The organism is Pseudomonadota bacterium (assembly GCA_027620075.1).
Lineage (GTDB): Bacteria > Pseudomonadota > Alphaproteobacteria > Rickettsiales > UBA6187 > 1-14-0-20-39-49.
The window spans coordinates 153,501-177,534 of sequence record JAQCEY010000002.1 but is presented as its reverse complement, the minus strand read 5'-3'; the positions used below and the strand labels follow the sequence as shown (position 1 = coordinate 177,534).

Here is a 24,034-nt window from a genome sequence, read left to right as displayed (position 1 = left end):
TAGTATCGTGGTGTCAGATAACAACAGATAATGGCTTAATAATGCTACCTGCACGCCTTTTTATGCATTTGTGTTGTAAAAATACATCTTAAATTTTCAATAAATTCAAAAAAACTACATTTATGATACATATTAAGCGAAATTTATTAAAAATATCTTATCAAATTAACGAAAGGGCTAAATTAATAGCGGTAAGTAAATATAGATCCGCCGATGAAACATTGCAGGCTATTGAGGCGGGACACAAAATCTTCGGTGAGAATAAAGTTCAAGAAGCCGTGCAGAAATGGTCTGAGATTCGTAAAAAACACTCTGATGTGGAGCTTCATCTAATAGGGGCGTTGCAAACCAATAAGGTAAAAGAAGCAATAAAGACATTTGATGTTATAGAGGTGGTAGACAGGGAAAAGCTTGCAAACGCACTTATAACAGAAATGAAAAAGCAAAGTAAATACCCTGATTGCCTTATTCAGGTAAATACGGGTGAAGAACCGCAAAAAGCCGGAGTGCTACCAAAAGATGCCGATATGTTTATCAAAGATTGTATAGAAAAAGGTTTGCCCGTAAAAGGATTAATGTGTATCCCGCCTGTAAACGAAGACCCTAAGCCGCATTTTAAAATGCTACGGGACTTATGTAATAAACATAATCTTGATATTTGCAGTATGGGTATGAGCGGCGATTATATGCAGGCGATTGATTGCGGTGCTACTCATGTTAGGATAGGTACGGCTATTTTCGGTGAAAGGGCTGAGTAATAAGAATTTTCACTAAACCGCAAAATCAAGCACTGCGACAAGTTCGCCCGTTATATTTAAGATTAGTCACTTCTTCACAAATCCTCCGCCGGAGTCTTCCCCTTTCAGGCTCCTTGCTCGGCAGGAACGGCGGCCTCCGCATCTTCGGACACATTCTCTTTTAAGATATAACCTCTACCCCAAACGGTGTCGATATAGTTAAACCCGCCCGTAATCTTAGCCAGCTTCTTACGTAATTTACATACGAATACGTCTATAATTTTAAGGTCAGGTTCATCAATGCCGCCATATAAATGGTTTAAAAACATCTCTTTGGTAATTAAAGAGCCTCGACGAAGAACAAGAAGCTCTAATATGCCGTATTCTTTTGAAGTAAGATGAACAGGTGATTTATCAATTTCAACGGTACGGCTGTCAAGATTCATAACAATGCGGTCATCAATCTGTATTACCGAATCGGAGTAACCTTTAGAACGCCTTACTATAGCCTGAATACGGGCAACCAACTCACCACGGTTGAAAGGCTTGGTAAGATAGTCATCGGCACCGAAGCTTAAACCTTTAATTTTCTGCTCACTGCCGGATAAACCCGACAATATAAGTATAGGAACCTGTATTTTTGCAGAACGAAGGCGTAACAAAACTTCGTATCCGTCTATATCAGGTAGCATCAAATCAAGAATGATTATATCGTAATCGTAGATTTTGCCGATCTCTAAACCTTCTTCCCCTAAATTTGCAATATCACAGACTATACCCTCTGAAGCTAAAGCCAATTCAATTGACCTTGCCGTTGCAGAATCATCCTCAACTAATAATACTCGCATTCTCTAAAGCTCCTACGGAAAAATTTAAACATACATTGTTATAAAGTTATTATTATAAAAAATTAATGTTAAAAACATCTTTCAATGTTGACCACTTACTTTCACATTAAAAGTTTTATTTTTCAAGGAAAATATAACTATTAATATCATTTTAAACAATCGTGACAAAAAAATGCATCAAATTAACTAAGCGTTAACTAAAATGCACTCAAATAGTTAACAAATAGTTAACGAGTCCTTAAAAAATCTAAAAAAGTCCTTTTTTATAATTAAAAACTAATAAAAGACATAGTTTGAATTTAACGATTCAGATGTATATAGTAACGTATAAAAAAATGAAATAATTAAAATATTTTTTATGAAACTACACATATTATCCCCTACTACAATAAACAGAATTGCTGCCGGAGAAGTGATAGAAAGACCTGCATCAGTTGTTAAAGAGTTGGTTGAAAATGCCATAGATGCAGGCTCTACACAAATTGATGTGGTTGTAAATAACGGCGGACGTAATCTTGTATCGGTTGCCGATAACGGTAAAGGCATGACGGCCGATGAGCTTGACCTATGCCTTGAAAGGCACGCTACATCAAAACTTTCCGATGATGATTTGTTCGATATAAATTTCTTAGGGTTCAGGGGCGAGGCTCTGCCTTCTATCGGTTCGGTTTCACGTATGACCGTAACCAGCCGCCACGAAGGAGAAAATGACGCATGGGCAATAAAAGTAGATGGCGGTGAAAAATCGGAAGTTTTCCCCGCACAGATAAGCAGGGGTACAAAAATAGAGGTGCGTGACCTGTTCTTTGCAACTCCTGCCAGATTGAAATTTTTAAAGACCGAAAAAACAGAGACGATATATATACAGGAAGTTATTACTAAACTTGCAATGGCTAATCCGCATGTGGGCTTTACACTTAAAAATGAGAAAAAAGAACTTATAAACACCTCTAAAGGCGGCAAGCTTAATGAACGCTTAAATGACCTGATATCCCGTGACTTTGACGCAAATTCCATTGAGGTGGACACTGCCAGAGAGGGAATCAGGCTACATGGCTACGCTTGTCTGCCGACATATTCTAAAGGTACGGCAAATTCGCAATATATATTCGTAAATAACCGTCCGGTTAAGGACAAGCTGCTTTTAGGCTCTATCAGAGCAGCGTATCAGGACTTCCTTGCCCGTGACAGATATCCTGTCGTGGCATTATTCTTTGAACTTGCCAATGGTGAGGTTGATGTAAATGTACACCCAACCAAGGCAGAAGTACGGTTCCGTGATAACGGTCTGGTGCGCGGTCTGATAGTCAGCACGTTGAAAAACGCCCTGTCTACCGCAGGACACAGAGCATCTTCAACCGTATCGGCACATGCACTAAGTGCGTTCAAGCCATCATCAGAGCCGCAAAATGCAAGCAAGATTGCAGCATTTCCAAGACCTTCATATAGTGATGTTAACAGAAATTTCGGTGCGTACTTCCCTAATAAAGAAAACGAGGTAAGACCGGCACTAAATGAAAAAATCGCTGAATTTAGGCAGCCGTCGGCTTCCGCAACCGTACCGCAAGAACAACTATTTAGCAAAGAACAACAGCTCGTGTCGGTAAGGCATGAGCCGGTAGAAGAAGATGTAGTAGTAAACGATAATAATTATCCGCTGGGGATTTCACGCTGTCAGTTGCATGAAACTTACATAGTTGCACAAACTAAGGGCGGTATAGTTATTGTTGACCAGCACGCCGCACATGAAAGGCTGGTATATGAGCGTATGAAAGAGGCAATGGACGGCAAAGGCGTGTCATCACAAAGATTGCTGATACCGGAAGTGGTAGAGCTAAGCCCTATGGAAGCGATGAGGGTTTTTGAACAAAAAGAGGCTTTACAGAAAATGGGGCTGATTATCGATAAGTTCGGCGATAGTGCTATAGTAGTGCGTGAAACTCCTGCATTACTCGGAGAGGTTGACGCACAAGGGTTGATAAAGAACCTTGCAAACGACTTGGAAGAACATGGCGAGATATTAAACGTTCAGGAGAGTTTTGAGCATGTTTGCGGCACTATGGCATGTCACGGCTCTGTAAGGAGCGGACGCAGACTTAATCTACATGAGATGAATGCCATACTTCGTGATATGGAAAAAACTCCGTATTCTGGGCAGTGTAACCATGGTCGTCCTACTTATGTTGAACTGAAATTAAATGATATCGAAAAGCTTTTCGGTCGTAGGTGATATAAATATTTTGCAAACTCTCGCTAACTTTAGTATAGCTGATTGTTATTAATAAAACTCGTAAAAATAGGTAATATAAATGGACGACAATAAACAAAAGGCACTAGATACTGCTCTTGCACAAATAGAAAAGGCATTCGGGAAAGGCTCTGCCATGAAGCTTGGTCAAAAAGAAACAATGAAAGTTGCCGCCATTCCTACAGGCTCGCTTGGTCTTGATATGGCTTTGGGTGTGGGCGGAGTGCCAAAGGGTCGTGTTATAGAGATATTCGGCCCTGAAAGTTCGGGTAAGACCACCCTTACATTGCATATAGTAGCCGAGTCCCAGAAGAAAGGCGGAACATGTGCTTTTGTCGATGCAGAACATGCACTTGACCCCGAATATGCCAAAAAGCTTGGTGTTGACATTGATAATCTGGTTATATCACAGCCGGATAACGGTGAGCAGGCTTTAGAGATAACCGATACTCTGGTACGCTCAGGTGCGGTTGATGTTGTTGTGGTTGACTCGGTAGCCGCCCTTACTCCTAAGGCAGAGATAGATGGAGATATGGGTGATTCACACATGGGCTTGCAGGCTCGCCTTATGAGTCAGGCACTAAGAAAGTTGACGGGTTCCGTTTCACGAACCGGCTGTACGGTTATATTCATTAACCAGATTCGTATGAAGATAGGCGTTATGTTCGGTAGCCCTGAGACAACTACAGGCGGTAATGCTCTAAAGTTCTATGCATCTGTTCGTCTTGACATACGACGCATAGGCTCCTTAAAAGATAAGGAAGATGTTGTAGGCAGCCAGACAAGAGTTAAGGTAGTTAAGAATAAGGTTGCCCCTCCGTTCAAACAGGTTGAGTTTGACATAATCTATGGAGAGGGTATTTCCAAGCTTGGCGAGATAATCGACCTTGGTGTGCAGGCGGGCATTGTTGAAAAGGCAGGTTCTTGGTTTTCATATGAAAGTACCCGAATAGGTCAGGGTAAAGAAAACGCTCGTAAATTCCTTTTTGAAAATCCTGAGATGGCCAATGAGATTGAGAAGAAAATACTTACTAAAGCCGGAATATTAAAAACAAGTGATGCCGATTCCGTAACCGAAGAAGAAGCTGTTCCGGCTTAAGCTTTATAATTCACCAAGGAATTTTGAAGAGTTAAAATTGTTATCCCCGACTTGTTCGGGGATAACAATACGTTCAAATGCTAATTTTTTATAACAAAAGTTCTTGTTTTTACACTATTTATTACACTTTCTTTACATTAGTGCCTATTTTTATTTCAATTAATTTACAAAAATAAAGTTTTTTATAAAACGCCTCATGTTGAAACGTTTTTGTAACAAAAAATTGCTATATTTAGATATCAATAGAATATTAACAGATATGTAAGGACTAGGAGGGACAAGGCAATGGGAAAAGGGAAAAATTATTGAGAATAAAAAGGATATTTTAAAACAAACGGGGCAACCCGTTTCTGAGCATAACGAAGAACATGTGGAAAATGAAGTATCTCAGATTAACATAACCATGAGAGTGACGCATATATACGCAGACGGTATCTTACAGGGAATAGAGATAAAAGAAAAAACACAAAATGAATGGTTAAACAAGCATTGATATAACGTTGAATTTTTTCACTTCCTGTTAGAATCTGTCCCTTGCTTTTCTTATTTTCTCGAATTCACCTACACTCTTAGCCCTGACAAACGGATTGGTTTTTAGTTCTGTTTCTACAGTTGTGGGTATAGTAGGAATATTTTGTGCCCGTAATTTTTCCGTAATCTGCATTCTTGTTTTTACATCTTCGTTTTTAGGGTCGATTGTCCGAACGAATTTACCGTTAGTTAACGTATATTCATGTGCACAGTAAATTTTGGTATGTGGTGGCAGTGACACTATTTTTTGCAAACTTTCATATGCCTGCTCGTACGTTCCTTCAAATAGTCTGCCACAACCCATTGCGAAAATAACATCGCCTGAGAAAAGTATATCTAATTCTTCAAAATAATAGGCGATATGCCCCGTCGTATGACCGGGCAGAAACATTATCCGAGCTTTTTCACCGCATATTTGTATTTCATCTCCTTCATTTAAGAAAATATCAATGCCGGGGATTCTATGGGCATCTTGCAAAAATCCTATTACCTTTGCGTTATAGAATTCCTTTAACTCCATATTGCCGTCAGTATGATCCCAGTGGTGGTGTGTGTTGATTATTTTATCCGCACGCCACCCTTTTTCTTTGAGTACATCTATAATGGGAGCGGATAAAGACGGGTCTACGATTACGGTTTCCCCTTCCCCGTGCAGTATATAATTATAATTAGCATTATGCGGTAAAACGGCAATTTGTATTATCTCGAACATAAGTTGTTCATACTTCTTTTTATTTTTTGGATTCCAAAATTATTCCAATTTGATAGGCGGTTCAAGTCTTCTTAGGCCGGTTACATAAATTATTTCGCTTGAACCTCGCCCTATATCGGCTCTTGTTCTTGAGCTATTCCAAACATATTCTTTTTCTACCCCTCTTACATCTACCAGATATCCTTCCATTTCAAATACGTCATATTTTTTTATAGTAGATAATGTCTGCATAACTTTACTATTTGCAGGTATAATATGCATATTAGTAAAGTTCATTGAAATTCTCGGGTCATCAGGAGCCCATGTATCCCACGGGTCGGTGTATAACCTCCTATCACCCTGCGAGAACCTAAGATTTCTTATAAGCTCCACCCTAGACATATCCAACCACCCCGATGCCATGTCATAAGGAGATATTTCAGCTTTATCGTCTATTCGATATCTTATTATTGATAAAACCCTGCCATAAAACTGAATTGTTGAATGTGCTACATACCTGTATTTTTTATCCTTACTCGTAAAATCTTTATTTGTTTTAAGTCTTTTTTGCAATGGAGCATCAGGTATATAAGCCTCCACTTCATTTAATTTATATCCGTTTAAAAAAAGGTAAAAATTCATTTCGTCAGGCAAAAAAGGCAAATCATATTTGTTAATATACCCCTTGCCCATAAAATATAATCCCCCATACGCAGTAACACCGCTTATGGTTAATAGCATAATTGTGTTCTTTATTTTCTTTTTAAGCTGGTGAACCTGCCTACGTGTAACTAGCATAATTACCTATATATTTATACCGAATACATTTCCCTTTAGTTATTAATATAAAACAATATTCGCCAAATGTCATTCTTTAACTTACCGATTAATTTATCAATGCCTGCAATTGTTATAGATTTATATAAATATTAGGATTCTTTAAAAAACTTGCACTTTTAGAAAAAATTAGTTATTAGTTACACGAAACGCAATTAAGAATCATTACTATTTAATATCGAGGATTATTATGAAATCATTATTTTTAGGTGTTATAGCCGTATTATTTTCCGCTAACATAGCGTCTGCTGAAATAAAAGAGTTTAAGATTATAATTAAAGACCATCTTTTTATTCCTGCCGAAACAAAGATACCCGCAGGTGAAAAGGTCAAGCTTGTAATTGATAATCAGGACTCTTCTCCTGAAGAATTTGAAAGCCACGACCTTAACCGTGAGAAAATCATCAGCGGTAATAGTCAGGCTATAGTTTTTGTCGGACCTGTAGAAGCCGGAAGCTATAAATATTTCGGTGAGTTCAACGAGGCAACCGCACAAGGTGTTATTATTGCCGAGTAGTCTATCTAAACGATTATTTATTAAGGAAGGTTAAAATGCTTGAATATTTAAATTCAGATGTAATACCTGTTTTTATAGTTATTTTCCGTGAAATACTGGAAATAGCGATAATATTAGGGGTTGTTATGGTTGCGGCAAAAGAGCTTGAGCAGCGTAACAAATGGATATTGATAGGTTTAGGTGCGGGTGTTTTCGGCTCACTTGTCGTTGCATTCTTCGCTCAGGCAATATCTAATGCCGCCGAAGGGCTGGGACAGGAATTGTTTAATGCAATTATATTGCTATCCGCATCAGCGGTTATAGGTGCTACGGCACTTTGGATGAGCAAACACGCCCGAGAACTAACGGCACATCTAAGGCATGTAAGCAACGAAGTTATTGAAGGCAACCTTCCTTTATATACTATAGCGGTAGTTATCGCTCTGGCTGTCTTGAGAGAGGGTGCGGAGATAGTGTTATTCACACATGGCATGATGGCTTCGGGGAAAGAAATGTCCAGCATTATATCGGGTGCGGTATTGGGTCTTTTTGCCGGTACGATTCTTGGCGGTGCTATGTATTTCGGACTATTGAGGATATCTCCTAAACATGTTTTCGGTGTTACCACATGGTTATTGATGTTTTTATGTGCCGGAATGTCTGCATCTGCCGCTAAATATCTGGCAAGTGCGGGCTGGTTCGAGTCAATGGCGTTCACAGTGTGGGATTCGTCCTTTATACTAAGCAATGAGAGTTTATTGGGTCAGATAATACACGCCCTTTTCGGCTATACCGCCAAACCATATGCGATACAATTGGTATTTTATATAGGTACGTTGGTTATACTTGTGGCGGCAAAACAACTTATCAACCGTAAGCGTTCCAAAGGCAAGAATGCCGTAACCGGTACGGCTTAAGTTAGTTGTGTTAATTTTTGAGGCATCTTATATGCAATTATTATGAGATGCCTCAAACGAGTTCCACATTACAAAATACAGTTATAGTATTTCTAAATTTATTGACAATACAATCCCCCCAAATCGCCTTAGCGATTATTAACCGTTAAAGACAACTTCCGTTAACTTTGTATAAAAAATGCTGAATTTCTTTGATTTCCAAGAAAAGGGAGGCTTCCGGTTAGAACTTTGAACGCAAGGGAGATACATAAGGAGTGCAAAGTAGGATAACAACCGAAAGCCTATGCACATATAGTATAAGCTGATGTTATATATGTCAACATCTAGTATAGAAAATTTATACTTTTTCAACAAAAGGATGTGGATAACTTTTTTGAAACCACAATATTTAGTGGTTTTTAGCCAAAAATTCGCCCTCTCAAGTAGAGCTTAAATAATATTATTATTTGTAGCCGAAATATCTGCTGTTTTCATGCGGCGGTTAAAAATTATATTTGTTTACTGTGTAAATTAGATTATAACCAAGGTATGAGATTCACACAAACATTCTTAATATTAAATATCCTGAGCGTATTGGCGTGTTCACGTGCATTTGCACAGGACAACCCGAGCCTTGAAGAGGTTGTAAATAATAATATAAAATCTAAAAAAGACCGCGGCTATTTCACTTTAACGGTAGAAAACGACCTGTTCGGAGCAGGAACAGACCAGAACTACACTTCAGGAATCCGGCTTAGTTGGTTTGAACTGGGTAAGAAGCCGCCCGGAGTTACGGAAAATCTGGAGAAAATATTTCCCTGGCTAGAGATAAATGATGTTACATCGGTTTCTTACTCGATAGGACAAAGTATGTACACACCGGATAGAATTGATAAGGTCGCTCAGGACGATTCAGACCGTCCGTGGGCGGCATTCCTTTACGGCTCTATGGCAATGGTAACCATTAAAGACAATTATGTTGATGATTATGAAGTTACCCTAGGTGTAATAGGACCGTTAGCATTGGGAGAAGAGGGACAAAAAGGCGTTCATAAGCTTATAGAAAGTCCCGAGCCTAAGGGGTGGGACAATCAGCTTAAAAATGAGCCGGGTTTAATACTTGCGTGGCAGCGTAGATGGCCGGAGGCTTTATCTGCCGAGCTTGGCAATTATGTTGCCGCTATTGAACCGCATTTCGGGTTTTCATTAGGGAATGTATATACCTATGCCAACACAGGAGGTATAATAAAATTCTCTCATAAAAATAATAGATTGCAGGACAAGCCGTTGCTTGTAAAGCCGTCAATGCCGGGAACGGGATATTTCCCGACCCCTGCCAAATTTGACTGGCAGCTTTTCGCAGGAGTAGAAGGGCGTGCTATCGCAAGAAATATATTCTTGGACGGCAATACGTTTGCCGATTCACACAGCATTGACAAAGAATATTTTGTCCTCGATGCAAGTGCGGGCGTTTCTTTCACCGTAGGGAATGCCCGTATCAGCTATACCACCGTTTACCGCACCAAAGAATTCGAAGATCAGAATAAGGATTCGATATTCGGAGCTGTAAGCATAGGGTATAACTTTTGATGGGAAGGAAACGCAAAAACCTTTCAATGGCAAAAAGAACTTTAGTGTTCTTATGTATAAACTTTAATAAACATTTAAAAAAGCTTGTAATATTTACATGGTTTAGAATATAGTATTTGCACTTTTGAACAATGCTTTCATCCCTATGAATTTACGAAGCAAATTATAGGGGAATCTTATTTAAATTTATAGAGATCTCCGAACAAGTTGCGGATGACAAATTTAACTCTTAAAAAGTAAAAATACTATATAATGGACAAATTATGCATTTTAGTTATCTTCAGAGACGGATGATAAAATGGCGGAATATAAGAGTTGAGGAAGGCTTTACTCTGATTGAGTTGTCTGTAGTTATTGTAATTATAGGGCTTATTGTAGCCGGTGTTGTTGGGGGTGGAAAATTAGTTGAACAGACAAAACTTCGCTCGATAATATCTGATGTTGAGAAATTTGATACTGCATATAATACTTTCAGATTGGAATATAACGCTCTCCCCGGCGATATGAGTAATGCTAGTAATTATTGGCCGGGCATTCAAAATGGTAACGGGGACAAAAATATCGTTTCACCAAATAATTCAGGTAATGGTCATGATGGTGAGTGCTGGAATTTTTGGGTGCATTTAGGACAAAATGCCAGCGAGTTATTACCTGCACCATATACTACCGTCGGAGTTAGTACCAATATGACCGAGACTGAAAGAGAACGGGTGTTACCGCTTAGTGATATGGGTTCTCATTGGGGGGTCTATAACAGGTTGCAGTGGCAGGGGCATCAATATGTTCTGGGAGCTTCAGATTCATCTTGGGGAAATTATGGGGTTGCTCCTTCATTGACTCCTAAACAGACATTTTCTGTTGACAATAAAATTGATGATGGAATACCCGCTACAGGTTGGGTGATAGTTGAAGGCTATGTTGGAGTCAATAATACGCTGCACTGGCATAGTTCCCTACCCCACAATCCGTCTTATGCACAAATCCCAACCTCAGGTAATTGTACGGCAAGTGGTGCTGCATCATATGATGATACGGCACAATATAACGTGGGATTTGATGAAGTTACATGTGTGCCTGTTTTTAGGTATAGGGGTTATTAGTAAAAAAAGCCCCTATTTATCATAGGGGCTTTTTCCTTAGAAAAATAAAAGTCGTTATACGATAAAGTCCGAATTATCTAAAGCAACATTGCCGTCTAAGATAAAGGCGAAGCTACCCGTAGATAATACTGCGGTAATATCATTAACGCCGTCATAATAGAACGCTAACTGAGTACCGAAAGGTACTACGTTATTAATACCGGTAAACCCTAAACCGCTAACGTCTATTAAGTCCTCTCCCTTCGTAAAGTCGGATATGAAATCAAATGAACCTGCACCTGAATCGGATAATGAGGTAAATTTGAATATATCATCTCCCGCACCGCCTGAAAGTATGTCCGAACCTAAACCGCCAACAAGTATATCGTTGCCGTTTTCTCCAAGTAATACGTCATCACCGTCTTTTCCGAAGATGGAATCGTTTCCTTCTCCGCCTAAAAGCATGTTGTTATCAGAGTTGCCTGTAATATTGTCATTACCGCCCGAGCCTACAACATTCTCAATGCTGACAAGAGTGTCAACACCTGTCGGGGAAGCATCATTAGGAAAATCGGTAATGCCCGTAGTAAGGTTTGTGTCAACACCGCCGTTATAATAGCTGTAATCAACAGTGTCGTTACCTGTACCGCCGTCAATATGCTCAAAGCCGAAACCGCCCTGAATCCAGTCATCACCGGCACCGCCTAATAACGTATCGTTACCGCCTTCGCCTAAAATGATATCATTTCCGTCAAGACCCTGAATAACGTTATCACCGTTATCGCCCTGAAGAATATCATCACCCAAAGAGCCGTTCAGGTTTTCGATTCCGATAAGCACATCTACATTAGTTGAAGATCCGTCATTAGGGAAGTCAGTGAACCCACCTATTAAACTTGAACTTATACCGCCGTTATAATAACTGTAATCAACCGTATCAATGCCGTTACCGCCATCAATGTATTCAAAACCGAAGCCGCCCTGAATCCAATCGTTACCTTCACCGCCTATAAGGATATCGTCACCGTTGCCACCAAATAATTGATCGTCACCGGCATCACCTATAAGTGCGTTATTGCCCGAATCACCTTTTATGATATCATCACCTGTTGAGCCTATCACGTTCTCAATGCTTACAAGAGTATCAACACCTGTCGGGGAAGCATCGGTAGGGAAGTCGGTAATTCCGGTGTTAAGGTCTGTTACTATACCGCCGTTATAGTAGGTGTAGTCAACAGTATCGTTACCGTTACCGCCGTCTATATATTCAAAGCCGAAACCACCTCTTATTAGATCGTCACCGTCACCGCCTAGTAACGTATCATTACCGCCTTCGCCCAAAATGATATCATTACCGTCAAGACCCATGATAACGTTATCACCGTTATCACCTTGAAGTATATCATCACCTAAAGAACCGGTAAGGTTCTCTATATTAACAAGAACATCAATACCTGTCGGAGATGCATCGTTAGGGAAATCAGTACCGCCTGATGTAAGGCTTGAGTTTATACCTCCGTTATAATAACTATAGTCCGCAGTGTCGTTGCCGTTACCGCCGTCGATATATTCAAATCCGAACTGACCTAATATTAAGTCGTCACCGTCTAACCCAAGTATGATATCATCATCATTGGTTCCGTTTAAAACATCATTACCGTTTGTACCTGGAATAAATGCCATATAAAATTACCTATATTAAAATTAAAAATCCCCCAGACGAACATGACTAGGGGCTGATAAATTAATCGTATATATTTATGATTGCAATAATTAATATATTTACATTTTTTAATTGGTATTTATTTGGTTATGTATGCTATAAGTAGCATTGAATGCCGGAAAATGTGCGTAAAACTGTAAAAAATGTATTATTTTATGACATTAGTTGTTGACACATGTGCGATAAGTGTGCTATAAACCTACCAATAATTTTTTACTATATAGAAATTATGCCTTTGTTAATGTCATCCTCGTCCCCCCCCAATTTTCGAGGATGACATGTCCTTCCAAAAAAACTAGACAAACTGATTCGATAATGTTATAAGGCGGTCGTGTAAAGCTCCGGATTTACGTTCCGGATTTCGCTATATAAGGATTATTATTATGTCACAATATGTCGTTTCGGCAATGTATCACTTTGCCACTCTAACGGATTTTGAAGATCTTAAAGAGCCGCTCCTAAGGGCAATGAAAGATAATAACGTAAAAGGAAGCCTGCTGCTTGCCCGTGAGGGGATAAACGGAACGGTTGCATCTACTGAACAAGGTATAAAGGCACTGCACCGATATATTAAATCAGACCCAAGACTTGCAGCCATAGTAACTAAAGAATCATATGCCGATAAAATCCCATTCGCCCGTGCTAAAGTACGCTTGAAAAAAGAAATAGTTACTATGGGTGTTGAGGATATAGACCCTCAACATATAGTCGGAACATATGTAAAACCAAAAGACTGGAATGCACTTATAGGCAACCCCGATGTAGTTACTATCGATACCAGAAATAAGTATGAAACCGCTATCGGTACTTTTAAAAACGCAGTTGACCCGCAAACAGATACTTTCCGCCGGTTTCCCAAATACGCACAGGACAACCTTGATAAGTTCAAGGGCAAGAAGGTTGCCATGTTCTGTACGGGCGGTATAAGGTGCGAAAAATCTACAGCATACCTAAAGCAGCTTGGTGTTAAAGATGTCTACCATTTAGAAGGAGGTATCCTAAAATATCTGGAAGAAGTAGATGAAGATGAATCTTTATGGGAAGGTGAATGTTTTGTATTCGATTCACGTGTTGCAGTAAAACACGGGCTGGCACAGGGGCAGTATGACCAGTGCTTTGCATGTCGCATGCCTATCACGCAAGAAGATAAACAACATGAATACTACACCCAAGGTGTAAGCTGCCACCATTGCTACGATGAAAAATCAGATGAACAAAGAAAACGCTATGCCCAAAGACAAAAACAGATAGCCATAGCCAAAGAATACGGTGAAGAACATATCGGCGGTGAAATGGCTTCTTTAATAGCGAAAAGAAGGTTGATAAAAAAACAAAAGAAGCAGGAGCGGTACGCTAATTAAGGCTTACTAGCGTTCCATTATTTTATTTACATTGCCGGTTGATTGGGCAAGTGACCGATTATATCGCTCGTGCAGTTCCTCTACTTTTTTTGCGATAGCCGGAAAGGTCGCTTTTGTGCCTTTAAGGTCAATTGCCATTTCCTCAACAAATTGTGCGTGTATCTCACATGCTTTTTTTACATTAGGACTGCTCGGCTGATTTGCATTGCGTGCGGAGGATATTTTGCGAGCAAAGTTCTCTAATTGAGGATTGCCATTATTGTTAAAATAATCCCTTTCGAAAGCTCTGATTAGTGCATTACTATCAAATACGCCTTGGGTTTTTTCGCCACTCATCAAATCATGCTGAAAAGCATAGGCAGATGAGTGTATAAATGATCTTAACGTATCTTGTGTGGGGACGGCTTCATTGACATTGTAGACCAATGCGGCTTTTGCAGGAGGAGCGTACATTGAATCGTTATTAGTAAGCAGAATGCGGGGATCTTCGATAAAAAACACTTTGTTTACCGAATTGCTTTTTGACGTTGAACTAAGTACGTCACGCACAAGTGGAGAAGTGGAACTGCTTTTTATGAGATTCCCGATAGCTCCGACTACTTTTTTCCGATGCGGAGGTGAAATATTTTTATCAAACGTTATCTTGCCCACAATACCCTTTTGTATAATAGCAGACTCTTGGCTAAAGCTTAGTTTTGGAGCGGCTTTTTTTTGTAGGGAAAAACTCTCTAAACCTAATCTTTCTAAAAAACCTCCCTGCCCTAATGAAGTAAAGTTCTGCTTTTGCATAAGTTCACTATGCACTCCCTGAGGTTTTACGGTGATAGGAAAATTCTTTTCAATATGTGATTCGATATGCGACGTTATATTTGCATTATTTTTATCATCACCTGCCGCTTGTGTGTTAGATGGGTCAAGCCTGTTCCTTACAGATGAAAAAATTTTTGCTATATCTTTGCTTTGCAAGGGAGGTTTTGGCGGCATAACTTACTTTCTCATAATTTTGGAAATTGAAATTCTAGCATAAAAAATTAGCTTTCCGCAAGAGGATAGTAAATTATGATAAGTATATTGTTCGAAAATATTGATATAAAGCGTAAAAACGATTTTTAGTGAACAATGCCTATAATAACATTAAGCAATTCTCAATTCAGGCGTTTCTCTCTTGTTCCTATACGTTCTACCCATAGCTGTTCGGCAAGGGCTTTTTTGCCCTTTATACGCTCTCTCAGGTCAAGTGTCCTTGATCTCCAGCCGGTTTGCTGCCCTTGTGGAGATACCGTTCTCCGCCATTTTTCAGGACCGAGCTGTAACGCCTTTTCCTTCTTTTTGCGTAATTGTCTTATCTTATTATTCTCACGCTTATATTTTTCAATAGGACCATCTGACGCACCCTTGATAAGACCCATTTTACGTACATGGTTCATTATAAGCTGAAGGCGTTTTTGTTTCTGTCTGGAGAGTTTTCTGCGTAGCTGACGGCGAGTGCTTGCCGTAATTAACACGCCGCCGAATGAAACGGCATATACTTTATCGGTTTTGTCCCAAAGACTTTCTACACCTTCAAAAAAGTCACCAAGCACTAATGAGGCGGCTGCTATACCTGCTTCGACATAACGCCCTGCAACTAACGCCATACCTCCGGTTACAACATCAATAGCGGTTAAGCCCCTTGACGCACTTAGCCTGTTAGCCTCGCTTGCGTCTATCTTGTGGACAGTTTCCCCGCCCATGCTACGACCGCCGCTACCCCTCGAACGCCCGCTTGATACCTGTTCTTGGAATGATTTTTTTTTAGTGACCTCTTTTTGCATAAGACGGTATTCTTCCTGAAGAAGACGATCCATCTCATATGTAACTTCGGCTCTGTTAGGCCCTTCGATTAGATATTCACCTCTGGCAGAAGCAAATTTACCTATATATAGCTGCTTGCTATTGTCGTATGAGACTTGCATCTCAGAAGCAAAAAGCTGAGTTGATTTTAACGTCGAAAGTAAATAATCTTCTCTCATGCAGCAATTTATATAGTATTTATTTAAAAACTTACGCTTGTTTTACCGCTAAAACATAAAACGACATTGTAGCATAAAAAAGCAGAAATATCTTGAGTTTTCATTTGGTTTTTTATTAAAAAATTTAAATGTTTTATTAAGTATGGGGATTTTTATTTTGTTTCAATAGCAGATTGCAAGATAATACTTGCCGCCACCTTATCGTCCAATCCCTGCCGTTTTTTGCGTGTCATGCCGGTTTCAGATAACGCACGCGTTGCCGCCGCAGTTGACATACGTTCATCTTTTAGCAATATTGGAAGACCTGTTTTCTTATTCAGCTTATCGGCAAAATTACGCACCGATTCGCAGTTCTCATTTTCCGAGCCGTCCATCTCCAACGGCAAGCCGATAACTATTGCAACAATGCGGTTATCAGTACAAAGCTTGCCTAAATGCCCCATATCCTTGCTCATATTGCGACGCTGATATATCTCCATGGGGCTTGAGATAATACGCTCGGCATCACATATCGCAATCCCTATCTTGGCTTTTCCCATATCCAGACCCAGCAAAGCACCGCTTTTTTGTATGTGTTCAAAGAACTCTTTTGTGTTAATAGTTATCATTTACTTGATTTTATCGCCTATAAGTATTAATAAATATTACCCTTATTATTGTAAAAACAGAGAAAATAGCATGTCTTTATCAGAAAAAGAAGTAAGAAAGATAGCAAAACTATCACGAATCAAATTAACAGATGAAAAAGTAGTACATTTTCAAGAAGAACTTTCAAACATACTGAAATGGATAGAGCAGTTACAGGAGGTCAATACCGACAAAGTTCCACCTATGGCATCGGTAGTAAATATGCAGTCACCCAGCCGTGAAGATAAAGTAACTGACGGCGGTTGCCGTGATGATATTTTAGCAAACGCTCCAAGCAGTCAATACGGCTATTTCGTAGTGCCTAAGGTAGTGGAATAGCAATGTCATGCTGAACTTGTTTCAGCATCTAATGAAATTAAAAGGAGATACTGAAATAAATTCAGTGTGACACAACAAGGAAAAAATAATGACACAACTAAACAGACTTACAATAGCAGAAGCATTAGCCGGATTAAAGAATGGAGACTTTACCTCTGAAGAGTTGACAAAGACCCATATAGACGCAGTGGAAAAAGAAGACCTCAATGCGTTCGTGGTCAAAACACCGGAAATAGCCTTACAGCAGGCAAAGGAATCCGATAAAAGGCGTAAAGAAGGCAAGGTAGGTAAATTAGAAGGTATCCCTGTAGGTGTAAAAGACCTGTTCTGCACCAAAGGGGTTAGGTCAACATCATGCTCGCACATTTTGGACGGGTTCACGCCTACTTATGAATCAACCGTTACGGCTAATTTGTTTTCGCAAGGTGCGGTAATGCTGGGTAAGACTAATATGGACGAATTTGCCATGGGTTCGGGTAACCTTAACAGCTATTACGGTTCTGTAAAAAACCCATGGAAAAGAAAAGGTGATGATACTGCCCTTGTGCCGGGCGGTTCGTCTGGCGGTTCTGCTGCGGCTGTTTCGGCTCACTTATGCATGGGTGCGTTGGGAAGTGATACGGGTGGTTCTATCCGTCAGCCTGCGGCATTTTGCGGCAATGTGGGAATTAAGCCTACATACGGACGCTGTTCACGCTGGGGCATGATAGCTTTTGCAAGCTCGCTTGATCAGGCAGGCGTGTTTACACGTTCGGTAAAAGATGCCTCCATAATGCTTGAAGCAATTTGCGGATATGATGAAAAAGATTCCACCTCAACCCCTATGGAAACTCCGGGATTTTCCAAGGCGGTGGGAAAAGATATCAAAGGTTTGAAAATAGGTATCCCTAAAGAATACCATCAAGACGGCATGTCACCTGAAATAGAGAAATTATGGGAAAACGGCAAGAATATGCTAAAAGCGGCAGGTGCAAAGATTGTAGATATATCATTGCCGCATACAAAATATGCATTGCCTACCTATTATATTATCGCCCCTGCGGAAGCCTCCGCCAATCTTTCACGCTATGACGGTGTACGCTATGGTTTACGTGTTCTTGAAAAAGGTATGTCACTAGATGAAATGTATGAGGCAACACGCTCCGAGGGTTTCGGTGACGAGGTAAAACGCCGTCTCATGATAGGCACATATGTGTTATCGGCAGGATATTATGATGCGTATTATAAGAAGGCACAAAAAATACGTACGCTGATAGCAAGGGATTTTGACGATGCTTATAAAAAATGCGATGTTATCCTGACCCCGGCAACCCCTACGGCAGCTTTTGCAGCAGGTGAAAAAATGGATCCTGTAACTATGTACTTAAATGACGTTTTCACCGTTCCTGCATCTTTGGCAGGATTGCCGGGAATGTCAATCCCTACAGGCTTGAACAGTGAAGGTCTGCCGCTTGGATTACAATTAATCGGAAGGTCGTTTGATGAGGAAACGCTGTTCAAGGTAGCAGGTACGTTAGAAAAGGCTGCCGAGTTTAAGGGGCTTTAGGAAAGGTTAAACTGCTATCTTGATAGCGGCTTTCATGGTGACAACAAAAAAAGGACATAAAAATGCTTGAACTTAAATCATTTATAAAAAAATCACTGGTTGATATAGTAGAGGGTGTTTATGATGCCGGTAAGGAGATAGATAAATCTTCAAAGGGATGTATAGCTCCTTCTGCATATGATTCACGTGTGGAAAACGAGGTGGACAGACAGGAAGTCGCATTTGATATTGCCGTACAGGTAATGGATTCAACTACCAAAACCAGTAAAACTTCAGGTGAGGTTTCGGCGGACGCTAAGATATTCGTAGTGAACGCCAAGGGAGGCGTGAAAGGTGAAAAAGGCAAAGAAGACGAAAAAAGTACGGAAACTATCAGCAGGATAAAATTTACCGTTCCTGTAGGATTCAAAACAAATTAGAGAAGAGAATCTTGTTAAATTGACAGAAGATCCCCGCATAAAGCGGGGATGACAAGTTTTTAAGTTAATTATATGAACAGCAAGAATTATTATGTTTATATTCTTACAAATAAAAAAGAAGGTGTTTTTTATACAGGTGTAACATCAAATTTAGTAAAAAGGGTTTATGAGCATAAAAATAATGTGGTAGAAGGCTTTACTAAAAAATATAATACAAAAACTCTTGTCTATTACGAAGTGTTTGAAGAAGTGGAAGTTGCAATAAACAGAGAAAAAAGGTTAAAACGCCGGAGCAGAGATTGGAAAATAAAAGTAATAGAACAAATGAATCCGACATGGGAAGATTTATATACGAAAATAACCTAAACTGTCATCCCCGCTTTATGCGTGGATCTTCTCTCAATTAAAGCGGGGAGTGACATGTGGGACTGTTTTAAAAAACGAATTAATAATAACCAATAACTAGAAACTATATTATGACACAGATTATTAAAGGAAATACGGGCGACTGGGAAATTGTAATAGGACTTGAAGTACATGCCCAGATAACCTCGGAATCAAAATTATTCTCAGGCTCATCAACTTTCTTCGGAGCGGAGCCGAACACGCAGGTATCACTTGTAGATGCCGCTATGCCCGGAATGCTGCCGGTGATAAATAAAGAATGTGTGCGTCAGGCGGTGCGTACCGGTTTGGGCTTAAAGGCAAAAATAAATTTACGCTCCATATTTGACAGAAAAAACTATTTTTATGCAGACCTGCCGCAAGGATATCAGATATCGCAATTTTCCGACCCCATAGTGGGCGAGGGAACTGTTGTGCTTGATATGAAAGACGGTTCCACACGTGAAGTAGGCGTTGAGCGTATCCATATTGAGCAGGACGCAGGAAAATCAATGCACGACCAGTCCCCCGACAGCTCGTTCATAGACCTGAATCGTTCTGGCATCGCTTTAATGGAGATAGTTTCAAAACCCGATATGCGTTCGGGTGAGGAAGCCGCCGAATATATGAAAAAATTACGCACTATTCTGCGTTATCTGGGAACTTGTGACGGTGATATGGAGAAAGGCTCTATGCGTTGTGACGCTAACGTTTCGGTGCGTCCCGTAGGTTCCGATGAGCTGCGTACCAGATGTGAGATAAAAAACCTCAACTCGGTGCGTTTCTTACAGCAGGCTATAGCATATGAGGCAAACCGCCATGTGGAAGCATATGAAACAGGCGGCAAGATAGATCAGGAAACACGTCTTTTTGATTCGGTAAAGGGAGAAACAAGAACAATGAGAAGCAAGGAAGATGCTCATGACTATCGCTACTTCCCCGACCCTGATTTACTTCCTTTAGAGCTTACAGAAGAATATGTACAAAAATTGCGTGATACACTGCCGGAATTGCCTGACGAAAAAAAAGAACGTTACGTGATACATATGGGGCTTTCAGCTTATGATGCTTCTGTTATCGTAGCCGATAAGACGACCGCAGAGTATTTCGAGGAAGTGGCAAAAGGACACGACCCTAAACTTGCCGCTAACTGGGTGACGGGGGAATTGTTCGGTGCTTTGAAAAAAGGCGGTAATGATATTGAGGACTCTCCTGTTTCAGCTAAGCAATTAGGCGGTCTTCTTGATCTTATTAAGGATAATACGATATCCGGCAAGATAGCCAAGGAAGTTTTTGCCATCATGTATGAAACCGGTAAGGACGCAGATTCTATAGTTGAGGAAAAAGGTCTTAAACAAGTTACCGATACGGGTGCTATAGAACAAATGATAGACGAGATATTAGACTCAAATCAGGATAAAGTTGAACAATACCGTTCGGGTAAGGATAAATTATTCGGGTTCTTTGTAGGACAAACCATGAAAGCTTCGCAAGGAAAAGCCAATCCACAGGTGGTAAACGAAATATTAAAGAAAAAGCTGGCTGCCTAGGCTTGCAAACAGAGTATATATTATGACACATCCCGAGGTTCTTTTTGAGTATAATAAACTGCATTCCTGCGAGGTTTCTAAGCAGAAACCAAAACCTATGATTCTCAGGCAAAAAAATGAGCCTGTTCAGTTGAATATTGAAAATTTAAAAAACAGCGACCTGACCGCAAAAGAAAGTGATTTTGATCAGTTTGTCGATATTGAATCTCCCGATTATGATAAATCCATCTATGAAAAAGGCGGTGAAGTTAGTATGAAAGAGGCACATTCTTCATTATCTAAATTAAAAAACCGTATCGACTATTCTTATGCAGAAAATTATGCACCGCAACTTGCCAAAAGATATTGGCAGGAACTGGAAGATGAAAGAAGAGAAATCGAAAGTTGGCAACATTCGGAACGATAATTATTTTGCCGTCCAGCCGCCATCTATCGATATTGAAGAGCCTGTTATAGTTCCGGCTTCTTGGGTACATAAAAAGTTAACCATGTTACCTATCTGGTGAACCTGAACAAATTTCTTTGCAGGCTGTTTTTCCGAGAGAAGTTTTATTTCCGCCTCTTTTATGGATATATTTTCATTTGCGGCAATTGCATCTATCTGTTTTTGTACAAGCCGGGTTAATACCCAGCCCGGGCAAATAGCATTGCAGGTAATTTCAGATTCCGCATTTTCCAGTGCAACTACCTTTGTAAGACCGATAATCCCGTGTTTTGCCGCAACATAAGCGGCTTTTTTCGGTGAGGCCACTAAACCGTGTGCAGAAGCTATATTCACTATGCGACCGAAATTCTGCTTTTGCATATAAGGAACGGCAGCCTTTATAGTATGAAAAGATGAAGAAAGGTTTATAGCAATTATAGCGTCCCATTTCTCATTAGGGAAATCTTCAATATTGTCTACATGCTGTATGCCTGCGTTGTTTACAAGCAGGTCAATCGAGCCGAACTTATTGACCGTATCATCAACCATTTTATAAATCTGCTCAGGCTTGGTCATATCGGCATCGGAATATAATGTGGATATTCCGCTTTGTTCGAGAGATTTTTGTAATTCTTTAATTTCTTCCGCATCGCCAAAACCGTTTATAACAATGTTATATCCGTTTTGAGCCATAACTTCCGCTATGCCCCGTCCGATACCGCTTGTTGAACCGGTAATCAATGCAGTTTTGTTTTTTGCCATATCATTAATCAAGTTTCGGTTTTACTTTAGTCCGTACAATTATCTGCTCAAGACCGTTCTTAGTAATGCCCCTAACGTCCTTTAAAGTAGCTTTATATAGGATAGCTCCGCTGGTATCCGTTCTGTGCATACGAGTGTTTACAAACTGTGCCTTATATAAATTGCTCTGTATCAGGTTAGTACCCTCAAGGTTGGTGTTAGTAAAATTCGCTCCGACAAGGCTTGAACGCCATAACTCGGCTCCCCTCATGTCAGCGTTAGTAAAATTTGCTTTGTCCAGCTTGGAACCGCGCATGTAGGTTCTGTTTAGTATGGCATCCTCAAAATTAGCCATTTGTATGGTTGCCTTTTCCAGATTAGCTCTGGAAAGATCCGCACCTTTGAAATTAACCTGATTTAAGATAGCGTCCGTAAAATTGGTTTTCTCAAATAATCCGTAAGAAAGATTAGCACCGCTTAAATTTATACCCGTTAAGTCAAGATCTTCCATATTCATATAAGATAGATCCTTCTTTTCTTGTAAGGCCTTCTCTATATCTTTTACGGAGGTGAATACGCCAAGTTCCTGCAACTCTTTGATTCTGGTCTCAAGACCCATAGTACTAAACAATAACATATTCTTAAGATTAGAGTTTGAAATATCTGTTTTTGCAAAGTTAGAATAGCGTACGTTCGCTCCCTGAAGGTTAGAGTTATCAAACTTTGCTCCTATAAGGTCGGAGTTCCATATTGCAGCTTGCCTCAAGTCACTGTCCTTTAAATTGACCGACCTTAAATCGGTCTTGTCAAAACTTACCGATTTTAAATTCGCATTTGTAAGATCGGAAAGACGTAAAATAGTTTCATAAAATGAAGACTTCTCAAGATTAGCTCCGGCAAGCTTTGTTCTGGTCATGTTTGCACTTTTAAACTCAGACTCGACTGCCTGTAAAAAAAGTAAATTTGAATCCTCAAGGTTAGCACCTGTAAAATCGGTTTTGTTAGCGATAGCTTTACGTAAATTCACAGACTTTATATTAGAGCCGGAAAAATTTGATCTGCTTAAGTCACTTTCAGACATGTCGGAGCTTTGGAAAATAGAATAATACGCAATCGTATCGGTAATCTGAGTATTGCTTAAATTTGCCTTGTAGAACTTTGCCCGCGATATCAAAGCTCCCGTCATATCGGCGGATTTAAAGTTAGTATAAAACGCCCTTGCTCCCTGAAAGTCCGAACTTTCCAAATACGCATCGACAAAATTAGCCCTCTCCAGATTAGATTCTTTGAGGTCGGCTCCGTACATGTTTGCCTCATTAAAGTTAACGCCCTTTAATTCGGAACCATGAAGCTTTATATTTTCAAGATTTGCCTTATAAAAATCAGCCTTGTTCAGCTTGCTGTTAAAAAATGATACGTTCTTTAACTTTGAATGCCGGAAGTTAGTATTTTCGGCAGTGGATTCTCGGATATCACAGTTGGTAAGGTCGGTATATGAAAAGTCCGCGCCATTAAGGTTAGCCGATGTAAGGTCGGATTCGATAAGGTTCACCTTTGATAAATTAGCATTACTAAGGTTAGCTCCGTATAAACTTGCCTCACGCAAATTTGCCCCGCTTAAATTAACTCCGCTAAGGTCTGTGCTGGATAAGAAAAGTTCCGTAAAATCAGTACCGAACTTTTTAATAAGGTCGGGGGTCTTATTTAGTTTACGCTGCTCGAAAATAAATTCCTCTATTTCCTCAACAGTAGGACGGGCATATGAGAAGTCCGGCTTAAAAAGAATAACCGCAAAACTAAAAAATAAAATTCTTATATATAAATTCATACTCTTTTGTCCAAATAACATTATATGG

24 protein-coding genes are annotated in these 24,034 nt (G+C 39.9%); 15 read left to right on the top strand and 9 right to left on the bottom strand.

Features of this window, described 5'->3' with window-relative positions; translation table 11 throughout:
- The first annotated feature begins 122 nt into the window (after positions 1-122).
- On the top strand, positions 123-758 hold the full coding sequence (locus O2942_03975; protein ID MDA0781406.1) for a YggS family pyridoxal phosphate-dependent enzyme: 636 nt from the start codon (positions 123-125) through the stop codon (positions 756-758).
- Positions 759-862: 104 nt separating this feature from the next.
- On the opposite strand, the gene O2942_03970 is transcribed toward O2942_03975, so the two are convergent.
- Complete coding sequence (locus O2942_03970) at positions 863-1,585, bottom strand: response regulator transcription factor (protein MDA0781405.1); 723 nt, start codon at positions 1,583-1,585, stop codon at positions 863-865.
- Between the two features lie 358 nt (positions 1,586-1,943).
- Here O2942_03970 and mutL point away from each other — a divergent pair, with 358 nt between their 5' ends.
- From mutL to O2942_03955, 3 genes are all read left to right on the top strand, one after another.
- On the top strand, positions 1,944-3,815 hold the full coding sequence (mutL, locus tag O2942_03965) for a DNA mismatch repair endonuclease MutL (protein ID MDA0781404.1): 1,872 nt from the start codon (positions 1,944-1,946) through the stop codon (positions 3,813-3,815).
- Between the two features lie 79 nt (positions 3,816-3,894).
- Positions 3,895-4,932 (top strand): recombinase RecA, encoded by a 1,038-nt coding sequence (recA, locus tag O2942_03960; GenBank protein MDA0781403.1) that lies wholly within the window; start codon positions 3,895-3,897, stop codon positions 4,930-4,932.
- A gap of 370 nt (positions 4,933-5,302) precedes the next feature.
- The gene (locus tag O2942_03955) at positions 5,303-5,425 is read left to right on the top strand and encodes a hypothetical protein (GenBank protein ID MDA0781402.1); all 123 of its coding nucleotides are present in this window, start codon (positions 5,303-5,305) and stop codon (positions 5,423-5,425) included.
- A 27-nt stretch (positions 5,426-5,452) separates the two neighbouring features.
- On the opposite strand, the gene gloB is transcribed toward O2942_03955, so the two are convergent.
- Positions 5,453-6,175 (bottom strand): hydroxyacylglutathione hydrolase, encoded by a 723-nt coding sequence (gene gloB / locus O2942_03950; protein MDA0781401.1) that lies wholly within the window; start codon positions 6,173-6,175, stop codon positions 5,453-5,455.
- Between the two features lie 39 nt (positions 6,176-6,214).
- Positions 6,215-6,952 carry a hypothetical protein gene (locus O2942_03945; GenBank protein ID MDA0781400.1) on the bottom strand — a complete coding sequence of 246 codons (738 nt, stop codon included), beginning with the start codon at positions 6,950-6,952 and terminating at the stop codon, positions 6,215-6,217.
- 229 nt (positions 6,953-7,181) lie between these two features.
- On the opposite strand from O2942_03945, the gene O2942_03940 reads away from it, so the two are divergent.
- The 4 genes from O2942_03940 to O2942_03925 all read left to right on the top strand — a co-directional run bounded on the left by O2942_03940 (position 7,182) and on the right by O2942_03925 (position 11,073).
- Positions 7,182-7,508: a cupredoxin domain-containing protein gene (locus tag O2942_03940; GenBank protein MDA0781399.1), complete on the top strand. Its 327-nt coding sequence runs from the start codon at positions 7,182-7,184 to the stop codon at positions 7,506-7,508.
- Between the two features lie 35 nt (positions 7,509-7,543).
- Complete coding sequence (locus O2942_03935) at positions 7,544-8,404, top strand: FTR1 family protein (protein MDA0781398.1); 861 nt, start codon at positions 7,544-7,546, stop codon at positions 8,402-8,404.
- Positions 8,405-8,932: 528 nt separating this feature from the next.
- Positions 8,933-9,973 (top strand): lipid A deacylase LpxR family protein, encoded by a 1,041-nt coding sequence (locus tag O2942_03930; protein MDA0781397.1) that lies wholly within the window; start codon positions 8,933-8,935, stop codon positions 9,971-9,973.
- Between the two features lie 263 nt (positions 9,974-10,236).
- Positions 10,237-11,073 (top strand): prepilin-type N-terminal cleavage/methylation domain-containing protein, encoded by an 837-nt coding sequence (locus O2942_03925; protein MDA0781396.1) that lies wholly within the window; start codon positions 10,237-10,239, stop codon positions 11,071-11,073.
- 54 nt (positions 11,074-11,127) lie between these two features.
- On the opposite strand, the gene O2942_03920 is transcribed toward O2942_03925, so the two are convergent.
- The gene (locus O2942_03920) at positions 11,128-12,735 is read right to left on the bottom strand and encodes a calcium-binding protein (protein MDA0781395.1); all 1,608 of its coding nucleotides are present in this window, start codon (positions 12,733-12,735) and stop codon (positions 11,128-11,130) included.
- Between the two features lie 423 nt (positions 12,736-13,158).
- On the opposite strand from O2942_03920, the gene O2942_03915 reads away from it, so the two are divergent.
- A complete protein-coding gene (locus O2942_03915; protein MDA0781394.1) occupies positions 13,159-14,136 on the top strand; it encodes a rhodanese-related sulfurtransferase in 978 nt (325 codons plus the stop codon).
- A 6-nt stretch (positions 14,137-14,142) separates the two neighbouring features.
- Here O2942_03915 and O2942_03910 read toward each other — a convergent pair whose 3' ends face one another.
- From O2942_03910 to ruvX, 3 genes are all read right to left on the bottom strand, one after another.
- Positions 14,143-15,120 (bottom strand): hypothetical protein, encoded by a 978-nt coding sequence (locus tag O2942_03910; protein ID MDA0781393.1) that lies wholly within the window; start codon positions 15,118-15,120, stop codon positions 14,143-14,145.
- Between the two features lie 161 nt (positions 15,121-15,281).
- Entirely contained in the window at positions 15,282-16,148 is an 867-nt protein-coding gene (locus tag O2942_03905; protein ID MDA0781392.1) for a hypothetical protein, read from the bottom strand.
- Positions 16,149-16,300: 152 nt separating this feature from the next.
- Positions 16,301-16,756, bottom strand: a complete 456-nt coding sequence (ruvX, locus tag O2942_03900; GenBank protein ID MDA0781391.1) for a Holliday junction resolvase RuvX — start codon at positions 16,754-16,756, stop codon at positions 16,301-16,303.
- 70 nt (positions 16,757-16,826) lie between these two features.
- Between ruvX and gatC the strand changes: the two genes are divergently transcribed.
- From gatC to O2942_03870, 6 genes are all read left to right on the top strand, one after another.
- Entirely contained in the window at positions 16,827-17,114 is a 288-nt protein-coding gene (gene gatC / locus O2942_03895; protein MDA0781390.1) for an Asp-tRNA(Asn)/Glu-tRNA(Gln) amidotransferase subunit GatC, read from the top strand.
- A gap of 88 nt (positions 17,115-17,202) precedes the next feature.
- On the top strand, positions 17,203-18,660 hold the full coding sequence (gatA, locus tag O2942_03890; protein ID MDA0781389.1) for an Asp-tRNA(Asn)/Glu-tRNA(Gln) amidotransferase subunit GatA: 1,458 nt from the start codon (positions 17,203-17,205) through the stop codon (positions 18,658-18,660).
- A gap of 62 nt (positions 18,661-18,722) precedes the next feature.
- Positions 18,723-19,079 carry a hypothetical protein gene (locus O2942_03885; protein ID MDA0781388.1) on the top strand — a complete coding sequence of 119 codons (357 nt, stop codon included), beginning with the start codon at positions 18,723-18,725 and terminating at the stop codon, positions 19,077-19,079.
- 72 nt (positions 19,080-19,151) lie between these two features.
- The gene (locus tag O2942_03880; GenBank protein ID MDA0781387.1) at positions 19,152-19,445 is read left to right on the top strand and encodes a GIY-YIG nuclease family protein; all 294 of its coding nucleotides are present in this window, start codon (positions 19,152-19,154) and stop codon (positions 19,443-19,445) included.
- 110 nt (positions 19,446-19,555) lie between these two features.
- On the top strand, positions 19,556-21,013 hold the full coding sequence (gene gatB / locus O2942_03875; protein ID MDA0781386.1) for an Asp-tRNA(Asn)/Glu-tRNA(Gln) amidotransferase subunit GatB: 1,458 nt from the start codon (positions 19,556-19,558) through the stop codon (positions 21,011-21,013).
- A 22-nt stretch (positions 21,014-21,035) separates the two neighbouring features.
- Positions 21,036-21,419: a hypothetical protein gene (locus tag O2942_03870; protein ID MDA0781385.1), complete on the top strand. Its 384-nt coding sequence runs from the start codon at positions 21,036-21,038 to the stop codon at positions 21,417-21,419.
- Here O2942_03870 and O2942_03865 read toward each other — a convergent pair whose 3' ends face one another.
- Positions 21,420-22,199, bottom strand: coding sequence for a 3-hydroxybutyrate dehydrogenase (locus O2942_03865; protein ID MDA0781384.1), 780 nt, complete (start codon positions 22,197-22,199; stop codon positions 21,420-21,422). It lies immediately after the preceding gene.
- Positions 22,200-22,203: 4 nt separating this feature from the next.
- The gene (locus tag O2942_03860) at positions 22,204-24,006 is read right to left on the bottom strand and encodes a pentapeptide repeat-containing protein (GenBank protein MDA0781383.1); all 1,803 of its coding nucleotides are present in this window, start codon (positions 24,004-24,006) and stop codon (positions 22,204-22,206) included.
- Positions 24,007-24,034 lie beyond the last annotated feature (28 nt).

Bases quoted from the DNA above. Each gene is read 5' to 3' on its own strand.
- gloB (MDA0781401.1), bottom strand. From the start codon at position 6,175: ATGTTCGAGATAATACAAATTGCCGTTTTACCGCATAATGCTAATTAT.
- O2942_03975 (MDA0781406.1), top strand. From the start codon at position 123: ATGATACATATTAAGCGAAATTTATTAAAAATATCTTATCAAATTAAC.
- O2942_03860 (MDA0781383.1), bottom strand. From the start codon at position 24,006: ATGAATTTATATATAAGAATTTTATTTTTTAGTTTTGCGGTTATTCTT.
- O2942_03905 (MDA0781392.1), bottom strand. From the start codon at position 16,148: ATGAGAGAAGATTATTTACTTTCGACGTTAAAATCAACTCAGCTTTTT.
- gatB (MDA0781386.1), top strand. From the start codon at position 19,556: ATGACACAGATTATTAAAGGAAATACGGGCGACTGGGAAATTGTAATA.
- O2942_03870 (MDA0781385.1), top strand. From the start codon at position 21,036: ATGACACATCCCGAGGTTCTTTTTGAGTATAATAAACTGCATTCCTGC.
- O2942_03880 (MDA0781387.1), top strand. From the start codon at position 19,152: ATGAACAGCAAGAATTATTATGTTTATATTCTTACAAATAAAAAAGAA.
- O2942_03915 (MDA0781394.1), top strand. From the start codon at position 13,159: ATGTCACAATATGTCGTTTCGGCAATGTATCACTTTGCCACTCTAACG.
- O2942_03940 (MDA0781399.1), top strand. From the start codon at position 7,182: ATGAAATCATTATTTTTAGGTGTTATAGCCGTATTATTTTCCGCTAAC.
- O2942_03930 (MDA0781397.1), top strand. From the start codon at position 8,933: ATGAGATTCACACAAACATTCTTAATATTAAATATCCTGAGCGTATTG.
- O2942_03865 (MDA0781384.1), bottom strand. From the start codon at position 22,199: ATGGCAAAAAACAAAACTGCATTGATTACCGGTTCAACAAGCGGTATC.
- O2942_03945 (MDA0781400.1), bottom strand. From the start codon at position 6,952: ATGCTAGTTACACGTAGGCAGGTTCACCAGCTTAAAAAGAAAATAAAG.
- gatA (MDA0781389.1), top strand. From the start codon at position 17,203: ATGACACAACTAAACAGACTTACAATAGCAGAAGCATTAGCCGGATTA.
- ruvX (MDA0781391.1), bottom strand. From the start codon at position 16,756: ATGATAACTATTAACACAAAAGAGTTCTTTGAACACATACAAAAAAGC.
- recA (MDA0781403.1), top strand. From the start codon at position 3,895: ATGGACGACAATAAACAAAAGGCACTAGATACTGCTCTTGCACAAATA.
- O2942_03910 (MDA0781393.1), bottom strand. From the start codon at position 15,120: ATGCCGCCAAAACCTCCCTTGCAAAGCAAAGATATAGCAAAAATTTTT.
- O2942_03885 (MDA0781388.1), top strand. From the start codon at position 18,723: ATGCTTGAACTTAAATCATTTATAAAAAAATCACTGGTTGATATAGTA.
- mutL (MDA0781404.1), top strand. From the start codon at position 1,944: ATGAAACTACACATATTATCCCCTACTACAATAAACAGAATTGCTGCC.
- gatC (MDA0781390.1), top strand. From the start codon at position 16,827: ATGTCTTTATCAGAAAAAGAAGTAAGAAAGATAGCAAAACTATCACGA.
- O2942_03935 (MDA0781398.1), top strand. From the start codon at position 7,544: ATGCTTGAATATTTAAATTCAGATGTAATACCTGTTTTTATAGTTATT.
- O2942_03920 (MDA0781395.1), bottom strand. From the start codon at position 12,735: ATGGCATTTATTCCAGGTACAAACGGTAATGATGTTTTAAACGGAACC.
- O2942_03925 (MDA0781396.1), top strand. From the start codon at position 10,237: ATGCATTTTAGTTATCTTCAGAGACGGATGATAAAATGGCGGAATATA.
- O2942_03970 (MDA0781405.1), bottom strand. From the start codon at position 1,585: ATGCGAGTATTATTAGTTGAGGATGATTCTGCAACGGCAAGGTCAATT.